We start from the raw sequence: 15,137 nt of genomic DNA on the forward strand, positions 1-15,137 counted from the left end.
CGAAGGGTATCGCCTCCGGCCCGATGGTCCGGCGGTCACGGGACGAGGTAGGCGACATCGCCGTTCGAGCTGCGCATCTCGACGGTCCGGTCGGCGTCCGGGTCGGTGGGTCCCTCGACGACCTGATCGCCGTTCGACGTCTGGACGGTCAGGGCCACGGGTTCGCCGTCACCGACGACGGTGATGCGCCCGTTGCTGGTCTCCCCGTAGACGTTCCCCTCCACCGCGGAGATCTCCACGGAGCCGTTGCTGGTCCGGGCCCACGCGTCGCCGGCCACGGTGCCGACCGTGATCCGGCCGTTGCTGCTCTCGCTGGTGACCGAGCCGTCCACCTCGTCCACGGAGACCTCGCCGTTGGAGGAGGAGGCCTCCACGTCGGAGCCGGTGTTCCGCACGGTGACGTCCCCGTTGCTGGACCGCGCCACCACCGCGCCGCCGATGTCGGCCACCTCGATCCGGCCGTTGCTCGACCGCACGGAGAGCTCGCCGGCCAGCCCGCTGGCCACGACGTCGCCGTTCTCGGTGACCACCACCACCTCCGTGGCGGCGGGCAGGGTCACCTCCAGGGAGCCCGAGCAGCGGGGGAGGAAGGCAGTCCAGTCGCAGCGGTGGGTGATCTCCAGCCGGTCCGCCGACTCGTCCGCGGCGTACCGGGGATCGCGGAGGCCGCTGCGGGCGACGGCGTCGACCTCGACGTCGCCCTCGGCGGCCGTGACGGTCACGTCGCCGTCGGCCACCAGCTCCACGGTCCCCACGGCGTCGTAGGTCCGGTGGGTGGTGGCCGTCTCGGACATCATGAGGTCCACCAGGAACAGCGCGCCGACGCCGATGGCGGCGAGGCCGAGCACACCGCCGAGCGTCGTCAGGACACGGGCGGTGGCACCGCGCTGCGGCGGTGCGGGGGCGTACGCGGCGTCCTGGGTGGAGCCGCCGGGAACGGGCTGGGTCATGAGCGGGATCCGTTCTGGTCGAGCCAGCGCAGCACGGCGAGCACCCGGCGGTGGTCGTCGGCGGCCGGCGGGAGGCCGAGCTTGGTCAGGATGTTGGTCACGTGCTTCTCCACGGCGGCCAGCCCCACCACGAGGCGGTCCGCGATCGCGGCGTTGGAGCGGCCCTCGGCCATCAGCGCGAGCACCTCGCGCTCGCGCCGGGTCAGCACGTCGAGGTCGGAGCCGGGATGGCGGGCGATGATCTGCGTGACCACCTCGGGGTCCACGACCGTGCCGCCCCCGGACACCCGGGTGACCGCGTCGAGGAACTCGTCGACGTCGGCGATGCGGTCCTTGAGCACGTAGCCCAGGCCGCGCGCCCCGCGGGCGAACAGCTCGCTCGCGTAGCTCTGCTCCACGTACTGCGAGAGCACGAGGACGGGCAGGTCGGGGTGCAGGCTGCGCAGGTGCACGGCCGCGCGCAGCCCCTCGTCCGTGTGGGACGGCGGCATCCGCACGTCGGTGACCAGCAGGTCGGGCAGCTCGGCGTCCGGCAGGGACAGGGCCCTGACGAGGGTGCCGGCGTCCGCGTACCCGGTCACGGTGTGGCCCTCGGCCACGAGCAGCCGGGTCAGGCCGTCCAGGAGGAGGACGGAGTCCTCCGCGATCACGATGCGCACGGGACCTCCACGGTCAGGCGGGTGCCCTTGCCGGGCGGGCTGTCGAGCTCGAACGTGCCGTCCAGGGCGGCGACCCGGCCGCGCAGGCCGGTCAGCCCGCCGTCGGCGGACAGCTCGGCGCCGCCGCGGCCGTCGTCGGACACCGCGACGCGCAGGCGTGCGGGGCCGCCGTCGCGGACCACGCTCGCGTGCACCAGCACGAGGTCCGCGGCGGCGTGCTTGGCCACGTTGGTCAGGGCCTCGGCGACCACGAAGTACGCCGCGGCCTGTGCTGCCGGGCTCGCCGGGGTGAGGTCGCCCGCGACCTCGACCCGGACCGGGACCGGGCTGCGGCCCGCGAGCGCGGACAGTGCGGCGTCCAGCCCGCGGTCGGACAGGACGGCGGGGTGGATGCCGCGCACCAGGTCGCGCAGCTCGGCGAGCGTCTCCTTGATCTCGCGGTGCGCGAGCTCCAGGGCGGCGACGGCGTGCCCGGGGTCCTTGTCGGCGAGCCGGCGGGCCACGCCCAGCTCGACGCCGAGCGCGACGAGGCGCTGCTGGGCGCCGTCGTGCAGGTCGCGCTCGATGCGGCGGCGCTCGGTGTCGGCGGCGGAGACGGCGGCCGTGCGCGACTCGGTGAGGGCCACGGCCCGTTCCTGTGCCGTGTGCGCGGCGGCCTCGGCCACGCGGGTCTCCCGCTCGGCGGCGACGAGGCGGGCGCGGGCCACCTCGGCCGCGGAGGGGCCGAGCAGCACCGTGGCCAGGCGTACCACGAGGTAGGACCCGTACTGGGCGAGGGTGGCCGCCGTCCACACGAGCACGACGGCGGCCGCCACCGCACCGCCGACGACGGCGGGCCACGGCAGCCCGGACCACTGTGCCAGGCCGCTGCCCCGGCCTGCTGCCGCGAACACCACGGCCGCGACCGCCCCCGCCGCCAGGGCGGTGGCGGTCGCGAAGAACAAGGAGGTCGTGAGCAGCCCCAGGAAGGCGTACAGCGTGGCGGCCCAGGCGCGGTCGTCGCGCACCGGGGCCCACAGCCGGGACCAGGACGAGCGGCTCGTCGGGAGCGGCCCCGGCTGCGGGGCGGCGAGCCGTACGCCGGTCTGGCGGGCGACGCGGGCGCGCTCGGCCGTGCCGAACCGCCGCGCGAGCAGGAGCCCGAGGGCGAGGAGCGGCACTCCGACGCCCAGGGCGGGGACCAGCCCCGACGAGACCAGGACGAGGATCCACAGGGTGAGGCCCGCGGTCAGGTGCCAGACCCACCCCACGGCCAGCGCGGCGACGGCGCGCCGGGTCGCGGGGTGGTACGGGGCCTGGAAGAACGCCGCCCCGGAGGTGAGTGCGGGGGCGACGTGGTCCGCGAGGGTGCGGGGTGGGCCGTCATCGCTGGTCATGGGCACGACACTAGGCGGACGCGCAGGCTGCGCGACATGCCGTCACCCCACGGCCCGGGTCTCGGGTTTCCCCTACCCTGCCTCCGCGCGGAGGGCTCAGGCGAAGGCGCTGGTACCCGTGATCTCGCGGCCGATGATGAGTGCCTGCATGCTCTCGGTGCCCTCGTAGGTGTGCAGGGCCTCGATGTCGGCAAAGTGCCGCGCCACCCGGTTCTCCAGCAGGATGCCGTTGCCGCCGAGCAGGTCGCGGGCGATCGCCGCGATCTCGCGCGCGCCGCGCGTGCACGTGTACTTGGCGAGCGACGCCTGCGGGCCGGTGAGCTGCTCGGCCTCGTCGAGCCGCGTCATCTGCTTCACCAGGAGCTGCATCTGCGTGAGGATCGACAGCATCTTGGTCAGCCGCTCCTGCACCATCTGGCTCGCCGCGAGCGGGCGGCCGAACTGCGCGCGCTGCTGCGAGTAGGCCACGGCGGCCTCGTAGCAGGCGATGGCCTGCCCGACGGCGCCCCAGGCCACGCCGAGGCGGGTCGCGAACAGCACACGGCCGGTGTCCTTGAAGGAGCGCGCCTTCGGCAGCAGGTTCTCGGCCGGGACGAACACGTCGTTCAGCACGATGTGCGCCTGGTGGATCGCGCGCAGCGAGACCTTGCCCTGGATGGTCGTCGCCTCGTAGCCCGGGGTGTCCTGGGGAACGATGTAGCCGTGCACCTGGCCGTCCTCGCCACGGGCCCAGACCACCGAGATGTCGCCGATCGAGCCGAAGCCGATCCACTTCTTCTCGCCGTTGATCACGTAGCCCTCGACGCCGTCGCGCGTCTCCCTGACGGCGGAGGTCTCCAGGCCCACGGAGTCCGAGCCGTGCGTGGGCTCGGTCAGCGCGAACGCGCCCAGGATCTCGCCGCGGGCCATGGGCCCGGCGTACTTCTCGACCTGCTCGTCGGAGCCGAGCATCACGATCGAGCGCAGCGCCAGGCCGCCCTGCACGCCGCAGATCGTGGTCACGGAGCCGTCACCGCGGGACATCTCCATCGCGGCCAGGCCCTCGGCCATCTTCGAGACCTTCGGGAAGCCGGGCACGTCCACGCCGTCGCGCAGGAAGTCCAGCTCGGCCATGCGCTTGACCAGGTCCATGGGGACCTCGTACCGCTCCCAGTAGCCGTCGATGACGGGCAGGACCTCGTCCTGCACGAACCGGCGGACCGCGAGCTGCCAGGCCCGCTCCTCCTCCGTGACGTCGGCGAAGGCGCCGGCGAAGTCGATGTCGAGCGGTTGCGAGACGTCGTAGGCGGGCGCCGTCACCCCGGGAGTCTGAGTCATGCCTCCATGGTGCTCCGGTACCGGATCTCAGGTCAAGCGATACGGCGTCTCATTGAGGGTTGGGGGTGCCGGGCTGTCCGGACCGCGCCGGAGGGTCAGCCCGCGTGCCGGCAGACCCGTCCGTGCGCCCACGGCTGCGGGCTCGTACGGACCCGCTCGCCCGACGCCGCGGCCCGCCGTACGGCGAGCTGGAGGTACTGGTCCTGTGCCGCCTCGGCCACGGAGTACGGCGACGGAGCGCCGTCCAGCACGTGGTCGGCCATCGCGGCGACGAGGCGGGCGATCGACAGCTCGTCGTCGGGCAGGCGGGCCGGGCGGAACGCATTGCGGTACAGCCACTCGCCGTCGAGCGTGTACCCGCGCAGGAACATGCCCTCGTGGCTGCCGGCGCCACCCGCGGCCACCCGCTCCAGCATGGCGTGCCGCGGCAGGCCGTCCGGGCCCACGTGACGTACCACGTCGTCGCGCAGCTCGCCCCGTTCGCCACGGACCAGGAGCGTGGGGGAGCGGACCCACGAGCGGTACTGCACGTCGTCGAACTCGTAGGTGCCGAGCCGGTCGCCGAAGTCCAGCCAGGCGGTCGCGCGAACCGTGTCGACCAGGGCACGGTCTTCGGGGTCGTCCGCACGGCTGGGGCTCGGCAGCACGCGGCGCGCGTCGCGCCGGGCGGTGATCACGGCGTCGTCGAAGCCGATGCCCAGCGCCCGCCGCAGCACGCTGATGCCGTGGTAGTCGTGGGCCACGGCGACGTGCGCGTCGGTCACGGTGCCGAGCCGGCCCGACGCCGCGACCGCGAGCTGTGCGCCGATCAGCGGTTCCAGGTGGTACTGCTCGGCCACGTGCACGCAGGCGCCGTCGTCCACGAGCCGCTGCAGGGTGGCAAGCTCTTCGACGGTGCCCGCCGCGGGCGTCTCCGTGAGCACGGGGACACCCGCGGCGGCGAGGTCGCGGACCACGGGCTGGGCGGGGCCCGCGGGCAGGGTGAGCACGACGAGGTCGGGGCGGCCGGCGGCCAGCAGCTCGGAGACCGTGGCCCAGGCAGGCGCGGGAAGGCCGGGGAGCCCGGCCGCCGGCAGGCCGCCGGCGGAGAGCGCCTCCCGGTCCGCCGCGTTGCGCGTGGCCACGCCCGCCACCTCGAAGCGTCCCGGCAGCGCGTGCAGTACGCGCAGCACCGTTCGGGCGCGGAAGCCCGATCCGACGATCCCGACCCGTGCCGTACGCCCCTGTGCGTTCACGTGCGCCGACGGTACGCGATCGGGGTCAGGGCCGGGGTCAGCGGTCAGGCAGGCGCGGCGACGGCGCTGTGCGCCGTGCCCTCCCGCCGGCTGATGCGCCACCACGCGAAGAACCCGACCAGGGTGAACACGCCGTAGATCACGTACATCAGCGCGGTCGCCCAGTACCCGGCGGAGAAGAGCAGAGGTACGCCGACCAGGTCGACGGCCACCCAGATCAGCCAGAACTCGACCCAGCCCTTGGCCATGCCGTAGGTGGCGAGCACGGAGCCCGTGAAGATCCAGGCGTCGGCCCACACCGGCTCGTACGAGCCGAGGGCGCGGAACAGCGGGGTCAGGAGCAGGGTCCCGGCGAGCATCCCGGTGACCAGGCCGACGCGGGCCCGCCAGGAGGCCCAGGCCGGGTGCACGGCCACGGTGCCCACGCCGCCCGTCCGCTGCGTCTGCCGCCAGCGGTACCAGCCATAGACCGAGACGGCGATGAACATGATCTGGCGCCCGGCCTGCCCCAGCATGTCGGCGCGGCCCGTCTCGCCGAACCAGGAGCCCATGAAGACGGTGAAGAGCACGACGTTGCCGACGATGCCCACCGGCCAGGCCCACACCTTGCGCCGCAGCCCGCCCAGGGCGGAGGCCAGGCCGAACAGGTTGCCGATGACCTCGCGCCAGTAGATCTGCTGGTCGCCGACCAGGAACGTCGCGTCGTAGGCGGCGCGGAACCAGTCCATGTCTCTTTCCCTCTCCGAAGTCCGCACACGGGGACTCCGGGGTGAGGGCCGGCGCGCCACGACGGCGCCGACGACGGCACGGTGCCGGGACCCCGAGGGGTCGGCGGAGCGCGCCGCACGTGCTTCCTCCCATCCGGACTTTCACCGTCGGTCCTGGAATCTCACCAGGTCAACCAGGTCCCTCCCGAAGGAACGACCCGGGTCGCGGACTATCACCGCCGGCTCGGAATTTCACCGACCCCGGAGCACGTGTGCAACTGCTGCTGCACGATCTCTAGCGGAACACAGGATGCCACGGGTGCATTCCCCCGGGAACGGGCCCGGGATGTCCGGTGCGCCACACGGGCCGGACCGGTCAGACCAGGGCGTCGCGGACGGCGCGGGCCACCTCGTCGGGCCCGGCCACCCCCTCCACCACGGTGACGACCACGCGCCGCGACGCGGGGGCGCCGTCGGCGGCCAGCGGGCTGGCCGAGGTGCCGAGGACGGCGGCTCGCCGCAGGTCGGCGAACGCCTCCTCCAGTTCGGGGCGCAGGTCGAGCGACGGCGTGCGCAGCCAGCGCCGCAGGATCGCGTTGTGCACCGCGACCACGGACGCCGCGAACGCGATCGACGCCGTGGAGGCCGACCGCTCCGGCGGCAGGGTGTCGCGCAGGTAGTGCGTGAACGCCCGCTCGTAGCGGTGCGTCGTGATGAGCTCCCGGTCGCGCAGCGCCGGGACCTGCTGCAGCAGGGCGTAGCGGGCGAGCGACGTCTCGCGCTGGCCCACGTGGTGGTCGAACACCATGCGCGCCGCGCGGCACACCTCGAGGTACGGGTCCACGTCGGGGTCCCAGGCGCGGCCCAGGTCGTGCCCCGACTCCTCGCTGGCCCGGGCGTCGGGCCGGGTGGCGGCCAGCATGACCACCACCTCCTCCAGCAGCAGCTCGTGGTCGGCGAAGACCACGTCCTCCTTGGAGCGGAAGCGGCGGAAGAACGTCGCGCGGCTCACCTTGGCGGCGTCGGCGATCTCCTCGACGGTGGTTCCCTCGTACCCCTGCCGAGTGAACAGGTCCACCGCAGCGTCGACAGCCTGCGCGTGCGTGTGGGTACGGACGGCGGTCATGCCAGGCAGGCTACCGCGTGCCCCCCGAGCCCCGTGAAGACTCCTTGAGCAAACCGTGACCTGCGCGACGCTAATTTTCCTGGGACGGGATCTTGCCCGACCGGAGTCTGCGCAGGTAGCGCACCTCGCGCACGGCCATGAGCAGTGCGAGCACCCCGGGGACGGCGGCCCACGGATGACCGAGCACGACGCCCAGCAGGCACACGAGGAAGATCAGCCCACCGCCCACGACGGTGGCGAGGCTGCCCCAGCGGATCCCGGTCACGGGGTGAGCGTAGTCTGCGAGACGTGACACTCGACCTGCGCATCTTCACCGAGCCCCAGCAGGGCGCGACCTACGACGACCAGCTCGCCGTCGCCCAGGCGACCGAGCGACTGGGCTTCAGCGCCTTCTTCCGCTCCGACCACTACCTGGCCATGGGCCGCGAGGGTCTGCCCGGCCCCACCGACTCCTGGGTCACGCTCGCCGGCCTCGCCCGGGAGACGTCGACCGTGCGGCTCGGCACGCTCGTGTCGTCGGCCACGTTCCGGCACCCCGGCGTGCTGGCCATCCAGGTGGCCCAGGTGGATCAGATGTCCGGCGGGCGCGTCGAGCTCGGCCTCGGCACCGGCTGGTACGCCGCCGAGCACAGCGCCTACGGCATCCCGTTCCCCGAGAAGCGCTTCGGCATCCTGGAGGAGCAGCTCGCCGTCGTCACCGGCCTCTGGGGCACGCCCGTCGGTGAGAAGTTCTCCTTCTCCGGTGAGCACTACCAGATCACCGACTCGCCGGCGCTGCCCAAGCCCGTGCAGACCAGGATCCCGGTGCTGGTGGGCGGCGGCGGCCCGCGCCGCACGCCCGCCCTGGCGGCGCGCTACGGCGACGAGTACAACCAGTCCTTCCCGGAGATCAGCGGGATCGGCGCGCGCATCAAGGTGGTCGAGAAGGCCCTGTCCGACGCCGGTCGCGACCCCGGATCCATCGTCCAGTCGGTGGCGCTCGTCGCCGCCGTCGGGCAGGACGAGGCCGAGTTCACGCGACGCGCGGCCGCCATCGGGCGCGAGCCCGCCGAGCTGCGCGAGCACGGCATCGCCGGGACCGTCGCCGAGGCGGTGGACCGGCTGAAGGCCCTGGAGGCGGAGGGGGTCCAGCGCGTCTACCTGCAGGTCCTGGACCTGGCCGACCTGGACCACCTGGACCTGTTCGCCCGCGAGGTGCGCCGCCAGCTCGGCTGAGCCGGCCGCGGATCACCCGCCCGGGGAGGCCGGGTGAGAGAAACCTTCCTAGGGTCGGTGCCGGGGCGTGGGCCCCGACACCGACCTGGGAGGGTTCATGCAGAGCTTTTCTCGTGGCTTTTCTCGTGCCGTCCGGGCCGCGCTCGCGGCGTCCGTCCTCGCCGCCGGAACCCTCGCCGCGGTCCCCGTGGCCGTCGCCGAGGGCGACCACCAGCGCGGGCCCGACCCGACCGAGCAGAGCATCGAGGCACCGCGTGGCCCGTTCGACGTCGCCACGCTCGTCGTGACCCGGGCCGAGGCCGAGGGTTTCGGCGGCGGCACCGTCTACTACCCCACGGACACGTCCGAGGGCACGTTCGGCGCGGTCGCCGTTGCCCCCGGGTACAGCTCCTCGCAGGCCGCCGTCGCCTGGCTCGGGCCGCGCCTGGCCTCGCAGGGCTTCGTCGTGCTCACGATCGACACGATCAGCACCGCCGACGCGCCCCCGCGCCGCGGCGACCAGCTCCGGGCCGCGCTGGCGCAGCTCGCGGACACGGCGGTGGCGGACAGGATCGACCCCGCCCGGCTCGCCGTCATGGGCCACTCGATGGGTGGCGGCGGCAGCCTGGAGGCCGCCAAGGACGACCCGGCGCTGCGCGCCGCGATCCCGCTGGCCCCCTGGAGCGCCGACAAGACGTTCCCGGAGGTCACCACGCCCACCCTGGTCATCGGTGCCGAGGACGACGTCATCGCGCCGGTGCGCCGGCACGCCGAGCGGTTCTACGACACGCTCCCGGCCGACGGCGACAAGGCGTACCTGGAGCTGCGCGACGCGGACCACTCCGCGCCCACCGTGCCCGACACCACGATCGCCCGCTACAGCATCGCCTGGCTCAAGCGGTACGTGGACGACGACGAGCGCTACGCCCGGTTCCTCTGCCCGCCCCCGGTCCCGGACGAGGTGATCAGCGAGTACCGCAGCAGCACCTGCTGACCGGGGCCGGCCGTTCTCGACCGGGGTGGGCCGGTAAGATCCGCGCGACACTGACGCCCCGCGAGATCAAGGACAACAGCGATGCGACTCGGCTGGAAGCTGCACGGTGACGGCACCCGCATCACCCCGGGCGAGGTGGTCGCCCCCGACGAGCGCCTGAGCTGGCCGCGCACCGTCGGGATCGGTCTGCAGCACATCGTCGCGATGTTCGGCGCCACGTTCCTGGTGCCGGTGCTCACCGGGTTCGACCCTGGGACCACGCTCTTCTTCTCGGCGCTCGGCACCATCACGTTCCTGCTGATCACGGGCAACCGGCTGCCGAGCTACCTGGGGTCGAGCTTCGCGTTCATCGCGCCGATCCTGGCGGCCACGGCCTCGGGCGGCCAGTCCGTCGCGATCGGCGGCATCCTCGCCACCGGCGTGCTGCTGGCGATCATCGGCGCGGTGGTGCACTTCGCGGGCCCGCGCTGGATCCAGGCGGCCATGCCGCCCGTGGTCACGGGCGTCATCGTCGCGCTCATCGGGCTCAACCTGGCGCCGGCGGCGTGGGGCAACTTCAAGGAGGCCCCCCTCACCGCCGTCGTGACCCTCGGCTCGATCATCCTGATCCAGGTCCTGTTCCGGGGTCTGCTCGGCCGCCTCGCCATCCTGCTGGGCGTGGCGATCGGCTATGCGTTCGCCGCGGTGCGCGGCGAGGTCGACTTCACGAAGGTCGATCAGGCCGGCTGGGTCGGCCTGCCGCACTTCGTGGCCCCGTCGTTCGACCCGGCCGTGCTCGGCCTGTTCCTCCCGGTGGTGCTCGTGCTCGTCGCCGAGAACGTGGGCCACGTGAAGTCGGTGGCCGCCATGACCGGGCGGGACTACGACCGGCTCACCGGCCGGGCGCTGCTCGCGGACGGCGTGGCCACGACGCTCGCCGGTCTCGGCGGTGGCTCCGGCACCACGACGTACGCGGAGAACATCGGCGTCATGGCGGCGTCCCGCGTGTACTCGACCGCGGCCTACTGGGTGGCCGCGGTCGGTGCGCTGGTGCTCAGCCTGTCGCCGAAGTTCGGGGCGCTGATCGCCACCGTGCCCGCCGGGGTGCTCGGCGGCGCCACCACCATGCTCTACGGGATGATCGGCATCCTCGGTGCCCGCATCTGGGTGCAGGCGCGCGTCGACTTCTCCGACCCGGTGAACCTCACGACGGCGGCCGTGCCGCTCATCATCGGCATCGCGAACTTCACCTGGACCGCCGGGGACCTGGAGTTCGGCGGCATCGCGCTGGGCACCGCCGCGGCCCTGGTGATCTACCACGTCATGGGCGCGATCGGCCGCTGGCGCGGCACGGCCCAGGCCTGACGTGCGCCGGCCGGCCACGCGACGACGCGTGGCCGGCCGGTGCCGGTCCCTCAGGCGGTCAGCCCGATCACGGGCACCAGGTACGGGCCGACGGCGAGTACCGCGTGACCGTCGTCCGCTGCGTGCCGTCCGCCAGCTTGTAGCGGATCGTGGCCGCCGCGCGCAGCGGCAGCGTCTCGCCCGCGCCGTAGCAGGTCATCCACGTGGTGTGGTAGGCGCGGTCGCGGTAGCCGAACCAGCCGTCCGCGTCGTCCTTCCACGTGCCGCTCAGGAGCTGCCACTTGCCGCCCGCGTAGGCCTGGATCCGCAGGTCCACCGCGAGGACGTCGTAGTCCTTGCCGCCGTCGATGTCCGTGACCATCGCCTCGCCGTAGAAGCGCGGGCCGTCCTTGTACAGGTACATGCAGCTGCGCACCTGGGCGGGCTCGTTGACCCCCGGCTTGCAGGAGCGGTAGTACACCTCCGCGGCCGGAGCCGCGGCACCGGACGCCACACGGGCGGTGCTGACCGCCGGGGCGGCCGTCAGCTCGGCGGTGTCGCGGGCCTGCGCCGGGGCGACCGCCGCCAGGGCGGTGGCGATCCCGAGGGCGGCCACGGCAGCGGCGACCCGGTGGAGCCTTCTCATCATGGATTCTCCTGTCTGGGGTGAGTATCTCGTGGGCATTATTTCCGGTATGCGGCGCGGGAGGCGGCACTTTTCGGGGTCACCCCCGGGTGATTTGCTGGCACATCGGCTGAACGCGCGTATAGGATGCTGAACATGCGTTCAACGAGCGGTGCCGAGCAGTCCCCGGGCGGAGGCGCGCCCGGCGACGCCGACCGCACGGCGCGGTCCCGCATCCGGGACGCCGCGATCAGCCGGTTCGCCGTCGAGGGCTTCGGCGCCTCCGTGCGGTCCATCGCGGCCGACGCCGGGGTCAGCGCGGGCCTCGTGATGCACCACTTCGGCTCGAAGGACCGGCTCCGCGCCGAGTGCGACGCGCACCTGCTGGCCACGATCAGCCGGCTCAAGCGCGAGAACGTCGAGATCGTGGCGTCCGGGCAGAGCTTCTTCCAGCGGTTCGCCGCCGCCGAGGAGAACGCCGTGATCCTCGGCTACGTGCTGCGCTCGATGCAGGACGGCGGGGAGCTCGCCCGCGAGTTCCTCGCCCACATGGTCGACGACGCGGTGGGCTACGCCCGCGACGGCGTCGCCGCCGGGGTGCTCGTGCCCAGCCGGGACGAGGCGGCCCGCGCCCGCTACCTCACGCTCTCGTCCCTCGGCGCGCTGCTGCTCGAGGTGACCCTGGACCCGCCGTCGGACCCGGGCGACCTCACCGCCATCGTCCGCGACTACATGACCAACAGCTACCTGCCCATGATGGAGCTGTTCACCGAGGGATTCCTCACCTCTCGCCGCATGCTCGACGAGTACCTCCTGTACGTACCGGACCCGCCGTCGCGCGACGGGGCAGCGCCCGCCCCTGGCTGACCGGTTCCCCGGCCCCCACTGGCACTGCCCTGACACGGACCCCCACCACGTCAGAGAGCGAGTACGCCATGACCGCCACACCAGCGATCGAGATCTACGACCTGCGCAAGTCCTTCGGCAGCGTCCGGGCCCTGGACGGCCTGGACCTCACCGTCCAGCCCGGGGAGGTCCGGGGTTTCCTGGGACCCAACGGCGCCGGCAAGTCCACCACCATCCGGGTGCTGCTCGGGCTGCTCCGGGCCGAGTCTGGCACGGCCCGCCTGTTCGGCGGCGACGTCTGGCGTGACGCCGTCGCGCTGCACCGACGCATCACCTACGTGCCCGGCGACGTGAGCCTGTGGCCCAACCTGACCGGCGGCGAGTGCATCGACTACCTCGCCCGCCTCAGCGGGCGCGCCGACCGGGCCCGCCTCAAGGCCCGCAAGGCCGAGCTGCTCGAGCGCTTCGAGCTGGACCCTCGCAAGAAGGCGCGCACCTACTCCAAGGGCAACCGGCAGAAGGTCGCCCTGGTGGCGGCCTTCCTGACCGACCCCGAGCTGTACGTGCTCGACGAGCCCACCTCCGGGCTGGACCCCCTCATGGAGGCCGTGTTCACCGAGTACGTGCGGGAGGCCAAGGCGGCGGGCCGGTCCGTGCTCCTGAGCAGCCACATCCTGTCCGAGGTCGAGAAGGTGTGCGACACCGTCACGATCATCCGCAACGGCGTGGACGTCGAGTCCGGCACGCTCGACGAGCTGCGCCACCTCACCCGCACGAGCGTGACCGCCGTGGTCGGGGCCGACCCCGCGGCCCTCGCCGACCTGATCGGGGTGCACGACCTGGTCGGCACGCCCTCCGACGGCGCCGGGACCCGGGTCACGTTCGACGTCGACAACGCGCAGATCGGCACCGTGCTGTCCGCCGTCACCGCCCTCGGCGTGCGCAGCCTCACCGCGACCCCGCCGTCGCTGGAGGAGCTGTTCCTGCGCCACTACGGCGACGCGCTGCAGTCCGAGACGGCAGGTACGCGATGAGCGCCGCCGTCGCCACGCCGCCGGTTCCTGCCGTCGCCGGCCCTGCGCTCGGGTCCACCCTCACCGGTACGGGCATGCTGCTGCGGTTCATGCTCCGCCGCGACCGCACGCGGATCCTCTGGTGGACCCTCGGCGTCACGCTCCTGTACGCGGGCGGGCTGGGCGAGTACGTGCTGCTCGACGACCCCGACGCCAGCGCCGCCCGCTCGGTGCTGGTTTCGTCGCCCGCGATGGTCTCCATGACCGGGCCGGGCTACGGCATCGACGACTACACCCCCGGCGCCGCCGTCGCGAACGAGTTCATCCTCTGGGTCGTGCTCACGCTGGCCGTGATGAGCATCCTCCAGGTCGTGCGGCACACCCGTGCCGAGGAGGAGAGCAGCAGGTCCGAGCTCGTGCGTGCCGGTGCGGTGGGCCGTCATGCGCCGTCCGTGGCAGCCCTGCTCCTGGTGCTCGTCATGAACGTCGTCATCGCCGTGACCAGCGCGGTGGCGGTCACCGCGCAGGGCTTCGACGCGGGACAGTCGTTCGCGATGACCTCCGCGATCGCGCTCGGGGCGCTCGTCTTCGGTGCGGTCGCGCTCGTCGCTGCCCAGGCGTACGAGCACGGCCGGGGAGCCGTCGGCGTGTCCCTCGCGGCGCTCGGCGCGGCGTTCCTCCTGCGTGCGCTGGGTGACGTCCAGGAGCGGCACGGCAGCGCCCTGTCGTGGCTGTCCCCGATCGCCTGGGTCCAGCAGACCCGGGTCTTCGTGGACCTCAGGTGGTGGCCGCTCGGCCTGTGCGTCGCGGCGATCGTCGTGCTGATCGTGGTCGCCGCGTTCCTGGGTTCGCGGCGCGACTTCGGGGGCGGGCTGGTCGCCGTCCGCCCGGGCCACGCCGACGCCCGGCCCACGCTGACCGGCCCCGGGCCGCTGGCCTGGGTGCAGCAGCGGGGTGCCCTGATGTGGACGGCGCTCGGCCTCGGCCTCATGTGGCTCGGCTCCGGCACCATCATCCGGGAGGTGCCGAAGATGCTCGACGCCGTCGAGGGCAACCCCATCTACGCGGCCCTCCTCGGCAGCAACGAGGACATGGTCCGCACCTTCCTGGGCATCTTCGGCCTCTACATCGCGGCCGGTGCCGCCGCCTACGGCACCGCCGCGGCGCTCCGGGTCAAGGGCGAGGAGGAGGCGGGCCGCACGGAGATCACGCTGGCCACGCCGGTGTCCCGCGGGCGCTGGTTCGCGTCCTCGCTCGTGGTCGCGCTCCTGGGCACGGTGGTCGTCCAGCTCACCGGCGCGCTCGCGCTCTGGCTCGGCGCCGCCTCGACGGGGTACGACGACGTCCGGTTCGGCGAGTACCTGGAGCTGGGCCTCGCGTACCTGCCGGCCCTCGCGGTGCTCGTCGGTCTCGCGGCCGCCCTCTACGGCTGGCTGCCGCGGGCCACGGGCGTCGCCTGGGTGATGGTCGGGTACGTCTTCCTGGTGGGCATGTTCGCCGACCTGTTCGACCTGCCCGAGTGGGCACGCAAGATCTCGCCGTTCTGGTGGGTGGGCAACCCCGCGCTCGAACAGGTCGAGGCGTCGCACCTGTGGGGACTGGGCGGGGTGGCGGCGCTGTTGTTCGTGCTCGCCTTCGTCGGATTCCGCCGCCGGGACGTCCCGGCCGTCTGACGGTCGGGCCGATGACGTTCCGACAACGATCCTGACCGCGATCAGCGGCAGGACGCCGCTCCGGCGTCCTGCCGGCTGTCGCGGTCAGGTACCGTCCGG

Annotated in this window: 15 protein-coding genes and 1 riboswitch; of the genes, 6 read left to right on the forward strand and 9 right to left on the reverse strand. The window is 73.2% G+C overall.

Annotated elements, in window-relative coordinates; translation table 11 throughout:
- Nucleotides 1–35: 35 nt before the first annotated feature.
- The 8 genes from ACO229_RS23395 to ACO229_RS23430 form a co-directional block, all read right to left on the reverse strand.
- On the reverse strand, nucleotides 36–950 hold the full coding sequence (locus ACO229_RS23395) for a DUF4097 family beta strand repeat-containing protein (RefSeq protein WP_423462954.1): 915 nt from the start codon (nucleotides 948–950) through the stop codon (nucleotides 36–38).
- Complete coding sequence (locus tag ACO229_RS23400; RefSeq protein WP_397432176.1) at nucleotides 947–1,609, reverse strand: LuxR C-terminal-related transcriptional regulator; 663 nt, start codon at nucleotides 1,607–1,609, stop codon at nucleotides 947–949. Before ACO229_RS23400 ends, ACO229_RS23395 begins: the two co-directional genes overlap by 4 nt.
- The gene (locus ACO229_RS23405; protein WP_423462955.1) at nucleotides 1,597–2,985 is read right to left on the reverse strand and encodes a histidine kinase; all 1,389 of its coding nucleotides are present in this window, start codon (nucleotides 2,983–2,985) and stop codon (nucleotides 1,597–1,599) included. The genes ACO229_RS23400 and ACO229_RS23405 overlap by 13 nt, the downstream gene beginning before the upstream one ends.
- Before the next feature lie 96 nt (nucleotides 2,986–3,081).
- Nucleotides 3,082–4,302, reverse strand: coding sequence for an acyl-CoA dehydrogenase family protein (locus ACO229_RS23410; protein ID WP_423462956.1), 1,221 nt, complete (start codon nucleotides 4,300–4,302; stop codon nucleotides 3,082–3,084).
- A gap of 95 nt (nucleotides 4,303–4,397) precedes the next feature.
- The gene (locus tag ACO229_RS23415) at nucleotides 4,398–5,537 is read right to left on the reverse strand and encodes a Gfo/Idh/MocA family protein (protein ID WP_423462957.1); all 1,140 of its coding nucleotides are present in this window, start codon (nucleotides 5,535–5,537) and stop codon (nucleotides 4,398–4,400) included.
- A gap of 44 nt (nucleotides 5,538–5,581) precedes the next feature.
- Complete coding sequence (gene pnuC, locus ACO229_RS23420; RefSeq protein WP_397432182.1) at nucleotides 5,582–6,265, reverse strand: nicotinamide riboside transporter PnuC; 684 nt, start codon at nucleotides 6,263–6,265, stop codon at nucleotides 5,582–5,584.
- Nucleotides 6,266–6,380: 115 nt separating this feature from the next.
- A riboswitch (FMN riboswitch) is annotated at nucleotides 6,381–6,518 on the reverse strand.
- 102 nt (nucleotides 6,519–6,620) lie between these two features.
- Nucleotides 6,621–7,370: a TetR/AcrR family transcriptional regulator gene (locus ACO229_RS23425; protein ID WP_397413179.1), complete on the reverse strand. Its 750-nt coding sequence runs from the start codon at nucleotides 7,368–7,370 to the stop codon at nucleotides 6,621–6,623.
- Nucleotides 7,371–7,440: 70 nt separating this feature from the next.
- Nucleotides 7,441–7,635: a hypothetical protein gene (locus tag ACO229_RS23430; RefSeq protein WP_397413181.1), complete on the reverse strand. Its 195-nt coding sequence runs from the start codon at nucleotides 7,633–7,635 to the stop codon at nucleotides 7,441–7,443.
- Between the two features lie 23 nt (nucleotides 7,636–7,658).
- Between ACO229_RS23430 and ACO229_RS23435 the strand changes: the two genes are divergently transcribed.
- The 3 genes from ACO229_RS23435 (at nucleotide 7,659) to ACO229_RS23445 (ending at nucleotide 10,902) form a co-directional block, all read left to right on the forward strand.
- Nucleotides 7,659–8,585 (forward strand): LLM class F420-dependent oxidoreductase, encoded by a 927-nt coding sequence (locus ACO229_RS23435; RefSeq protein WP_423462958.1) that lies wholly within the window; start codon nucleotides 7,659–7,661, stop codon nucleotides 8,583–8,585.
- 97 nt (nucleotides 8,586–8,682) lie between these two features.
- Nucleotides 8,683–9,558 (forward strand): serine aminopeptidase domain-containing protein, encoded by an 876-nt coding sequence (locus ACO229_RS23440; RefSeq protein ID WP_397432183.1) that lies wholly within the window; start codon nucleotides 8,683–8,685, stop codon nucleotides 9,556–9,558.
- An 81-nt stretch (nucleotides 9,559–9,639) separates the two neighbouring features.
- Entirely contained in the window at nucleotides 9,640–10,902 is a 1,263-nt protein-coding gene (locus ACO229_RS23445; RefSeq protein ID WP_397432185.1) for a uracil-xanthine permease family protein, read from the forward strand.
- Nucleotides 10,903–10,969: 67 nt separating this feature from the next.
- Here the strand turns inward: ACO229_RS23445 and ACO229_RS23450 are convergent, their stop codons facing one another.
- Nucleotides 10,970–11,530 carry a hypothetical protein gene (locus ACO229_RS23450; RefSeq protein WP_397432186.1) on the reverse strand — a complete coding sequence of 187 codons (561 nt, stop codon included), beginning with the start codon at nucleotides 11,528–11,530 and terminating at the stop codon, nucleotides 10,970–10,972.
- A gap of 132 nt (nucleotides 11,531–11,662) precedes the next feature.
- Here ACO229_RS23450 and ACO229_RS23455 point away from each other — a divergent pair, with 132 nt between their 5' ends.
- The 3 genes from ACO229_RS23455 (at nucleotide 11,663) to ACO229_RS23465 (ending at nucleotide 15,038) form a co-directional block, all read left to right on the forward strand.
- On the forward strand, nucleotides 11,663–12,373 hold the full coding sequence (locus ACO229_RS23455; RefSeq protein ID WP_397413191.1) for a TetR/AcrR family transcriptional regulator: 711 nt from the start codon (nucleotides 11,663–11,665) through the stop codon (nucleotides 12,371–12,373).
- A gap of 68 nt (nucleotides 12,374–12,441) precedes the next feature.
- On the forward strand, nucleotides 12,442–13,386 hold the full coding sequence (locus tag ACO229_RS23460) for an ATP-binding cassette domain-containing protein (RefSeq protein WP_397413193.1): 945 nt from the start codon (nucleotides 12,442–12,444) through the stop codon (nucleotides 13,384–13,386).
- On the forward strand, nucleotides 13,383–15,038 hold the full coding sequence (locus ACO229_RS23465; protein ID WP_423462959.1) for an ABC transporter permease: 1,656 nt from the start codon (nucleotides 13,383–13,385) through the stop codon (nucleotides 15,036–15,038). Before ACO229_RS23460 ends, ACO229_RS23465 begins: the two co-directional genes overlap by 4 nt.
- Nucleotides 15,039–15,137 lie beyond the last annotated feature (99 nt).

The sequence above is a fragment of the Promicromonospora sp. MS192 genome (assembly GCF_049532985.1).
In the GTDB taxonomy this organism is placed as follows: domain Bacteria; phylum Actinomycetota; class Actinomycetes; order Actinomycetales; family Cellulomonadaceae; genus Promicromonospora.

Coding starts and splice junctions, on each gene's coding strand:
- ACO229_RS23440 (WP_397432183.1), top strand. CDS start 8,683: ATGCAGAGCTTTTCTCGTGGCTTTTCTCGTGCCGTCCGGGCCGCGCTC.
- ACO229_RS23465 (WP_423462959.1), top strand. CDS start 13,383: ATGAGCGCCGCCGTCGCCACGCCGCCGGTTCCTGCCGTCGCCGGCCCT.
- ACO229_RS23455 (WP_397413191.1), top strand. CDS start 11,663: ATGCGTTCAACGAGCGGTGCCGAGCAGTCCCCGGGCGGAGGCGCGCCC.
- ACO229_RS23450 (WP_397432186.1), bottom strand. CDS start 11,530: ATGATGAGAAGGCTCCACCGGGTCGCCGCTGCCGTGGCCGCCCTCGGG.
- ACO229_RS23405 (WP_423462955.1), bottom strand. CDS start 2,985: ATGACCAGCGATGACGGCCCACCCCGCACCCTCGCGGACCACGTCGCC.
- ACO229_RS23410 (WP_423462956.1), bottom strand. CDS start 4,302: ATGACTCAGACTCCCGGGGTGACGGCGCCCGCCTACGACGTCTCGCAA.
- ACO229_RS23425 (WP_397413179.1), bottom strand. CDS start 7,370: ATGACCGCCGTCCGTACCCACACGCACGCGCAGGCTGTCGACGCTGCG.
- ACO229_RS23395 (WP_423462954.1), bottom strand. CDS start 950: ATGACCCAGCCCGTTCCCGGCGGCTCCACCCAGGACGCCGCGTACGCC.
- ACO229_RS23445 (WP_397432185.1), top strand. CDS start 9,640: ATGCGACTCGGCTGGAAGCTGCACGGTGACGGCACCCGCATCACCCCG.
- pnuC (WP_397432182.1), bottom strand. CDS start 6,265: ATGGACTGGTTCCGCGCCGCCTACGACGCGACGTTCCTGGTCGGCGAC.
- ACO229_RS23460 (WP_397413193.1), top strand. CDS start 12,442: ATGACCGCCACACCAGCGATCGAGATCTACGACCTGCGCAAGTCCTTC.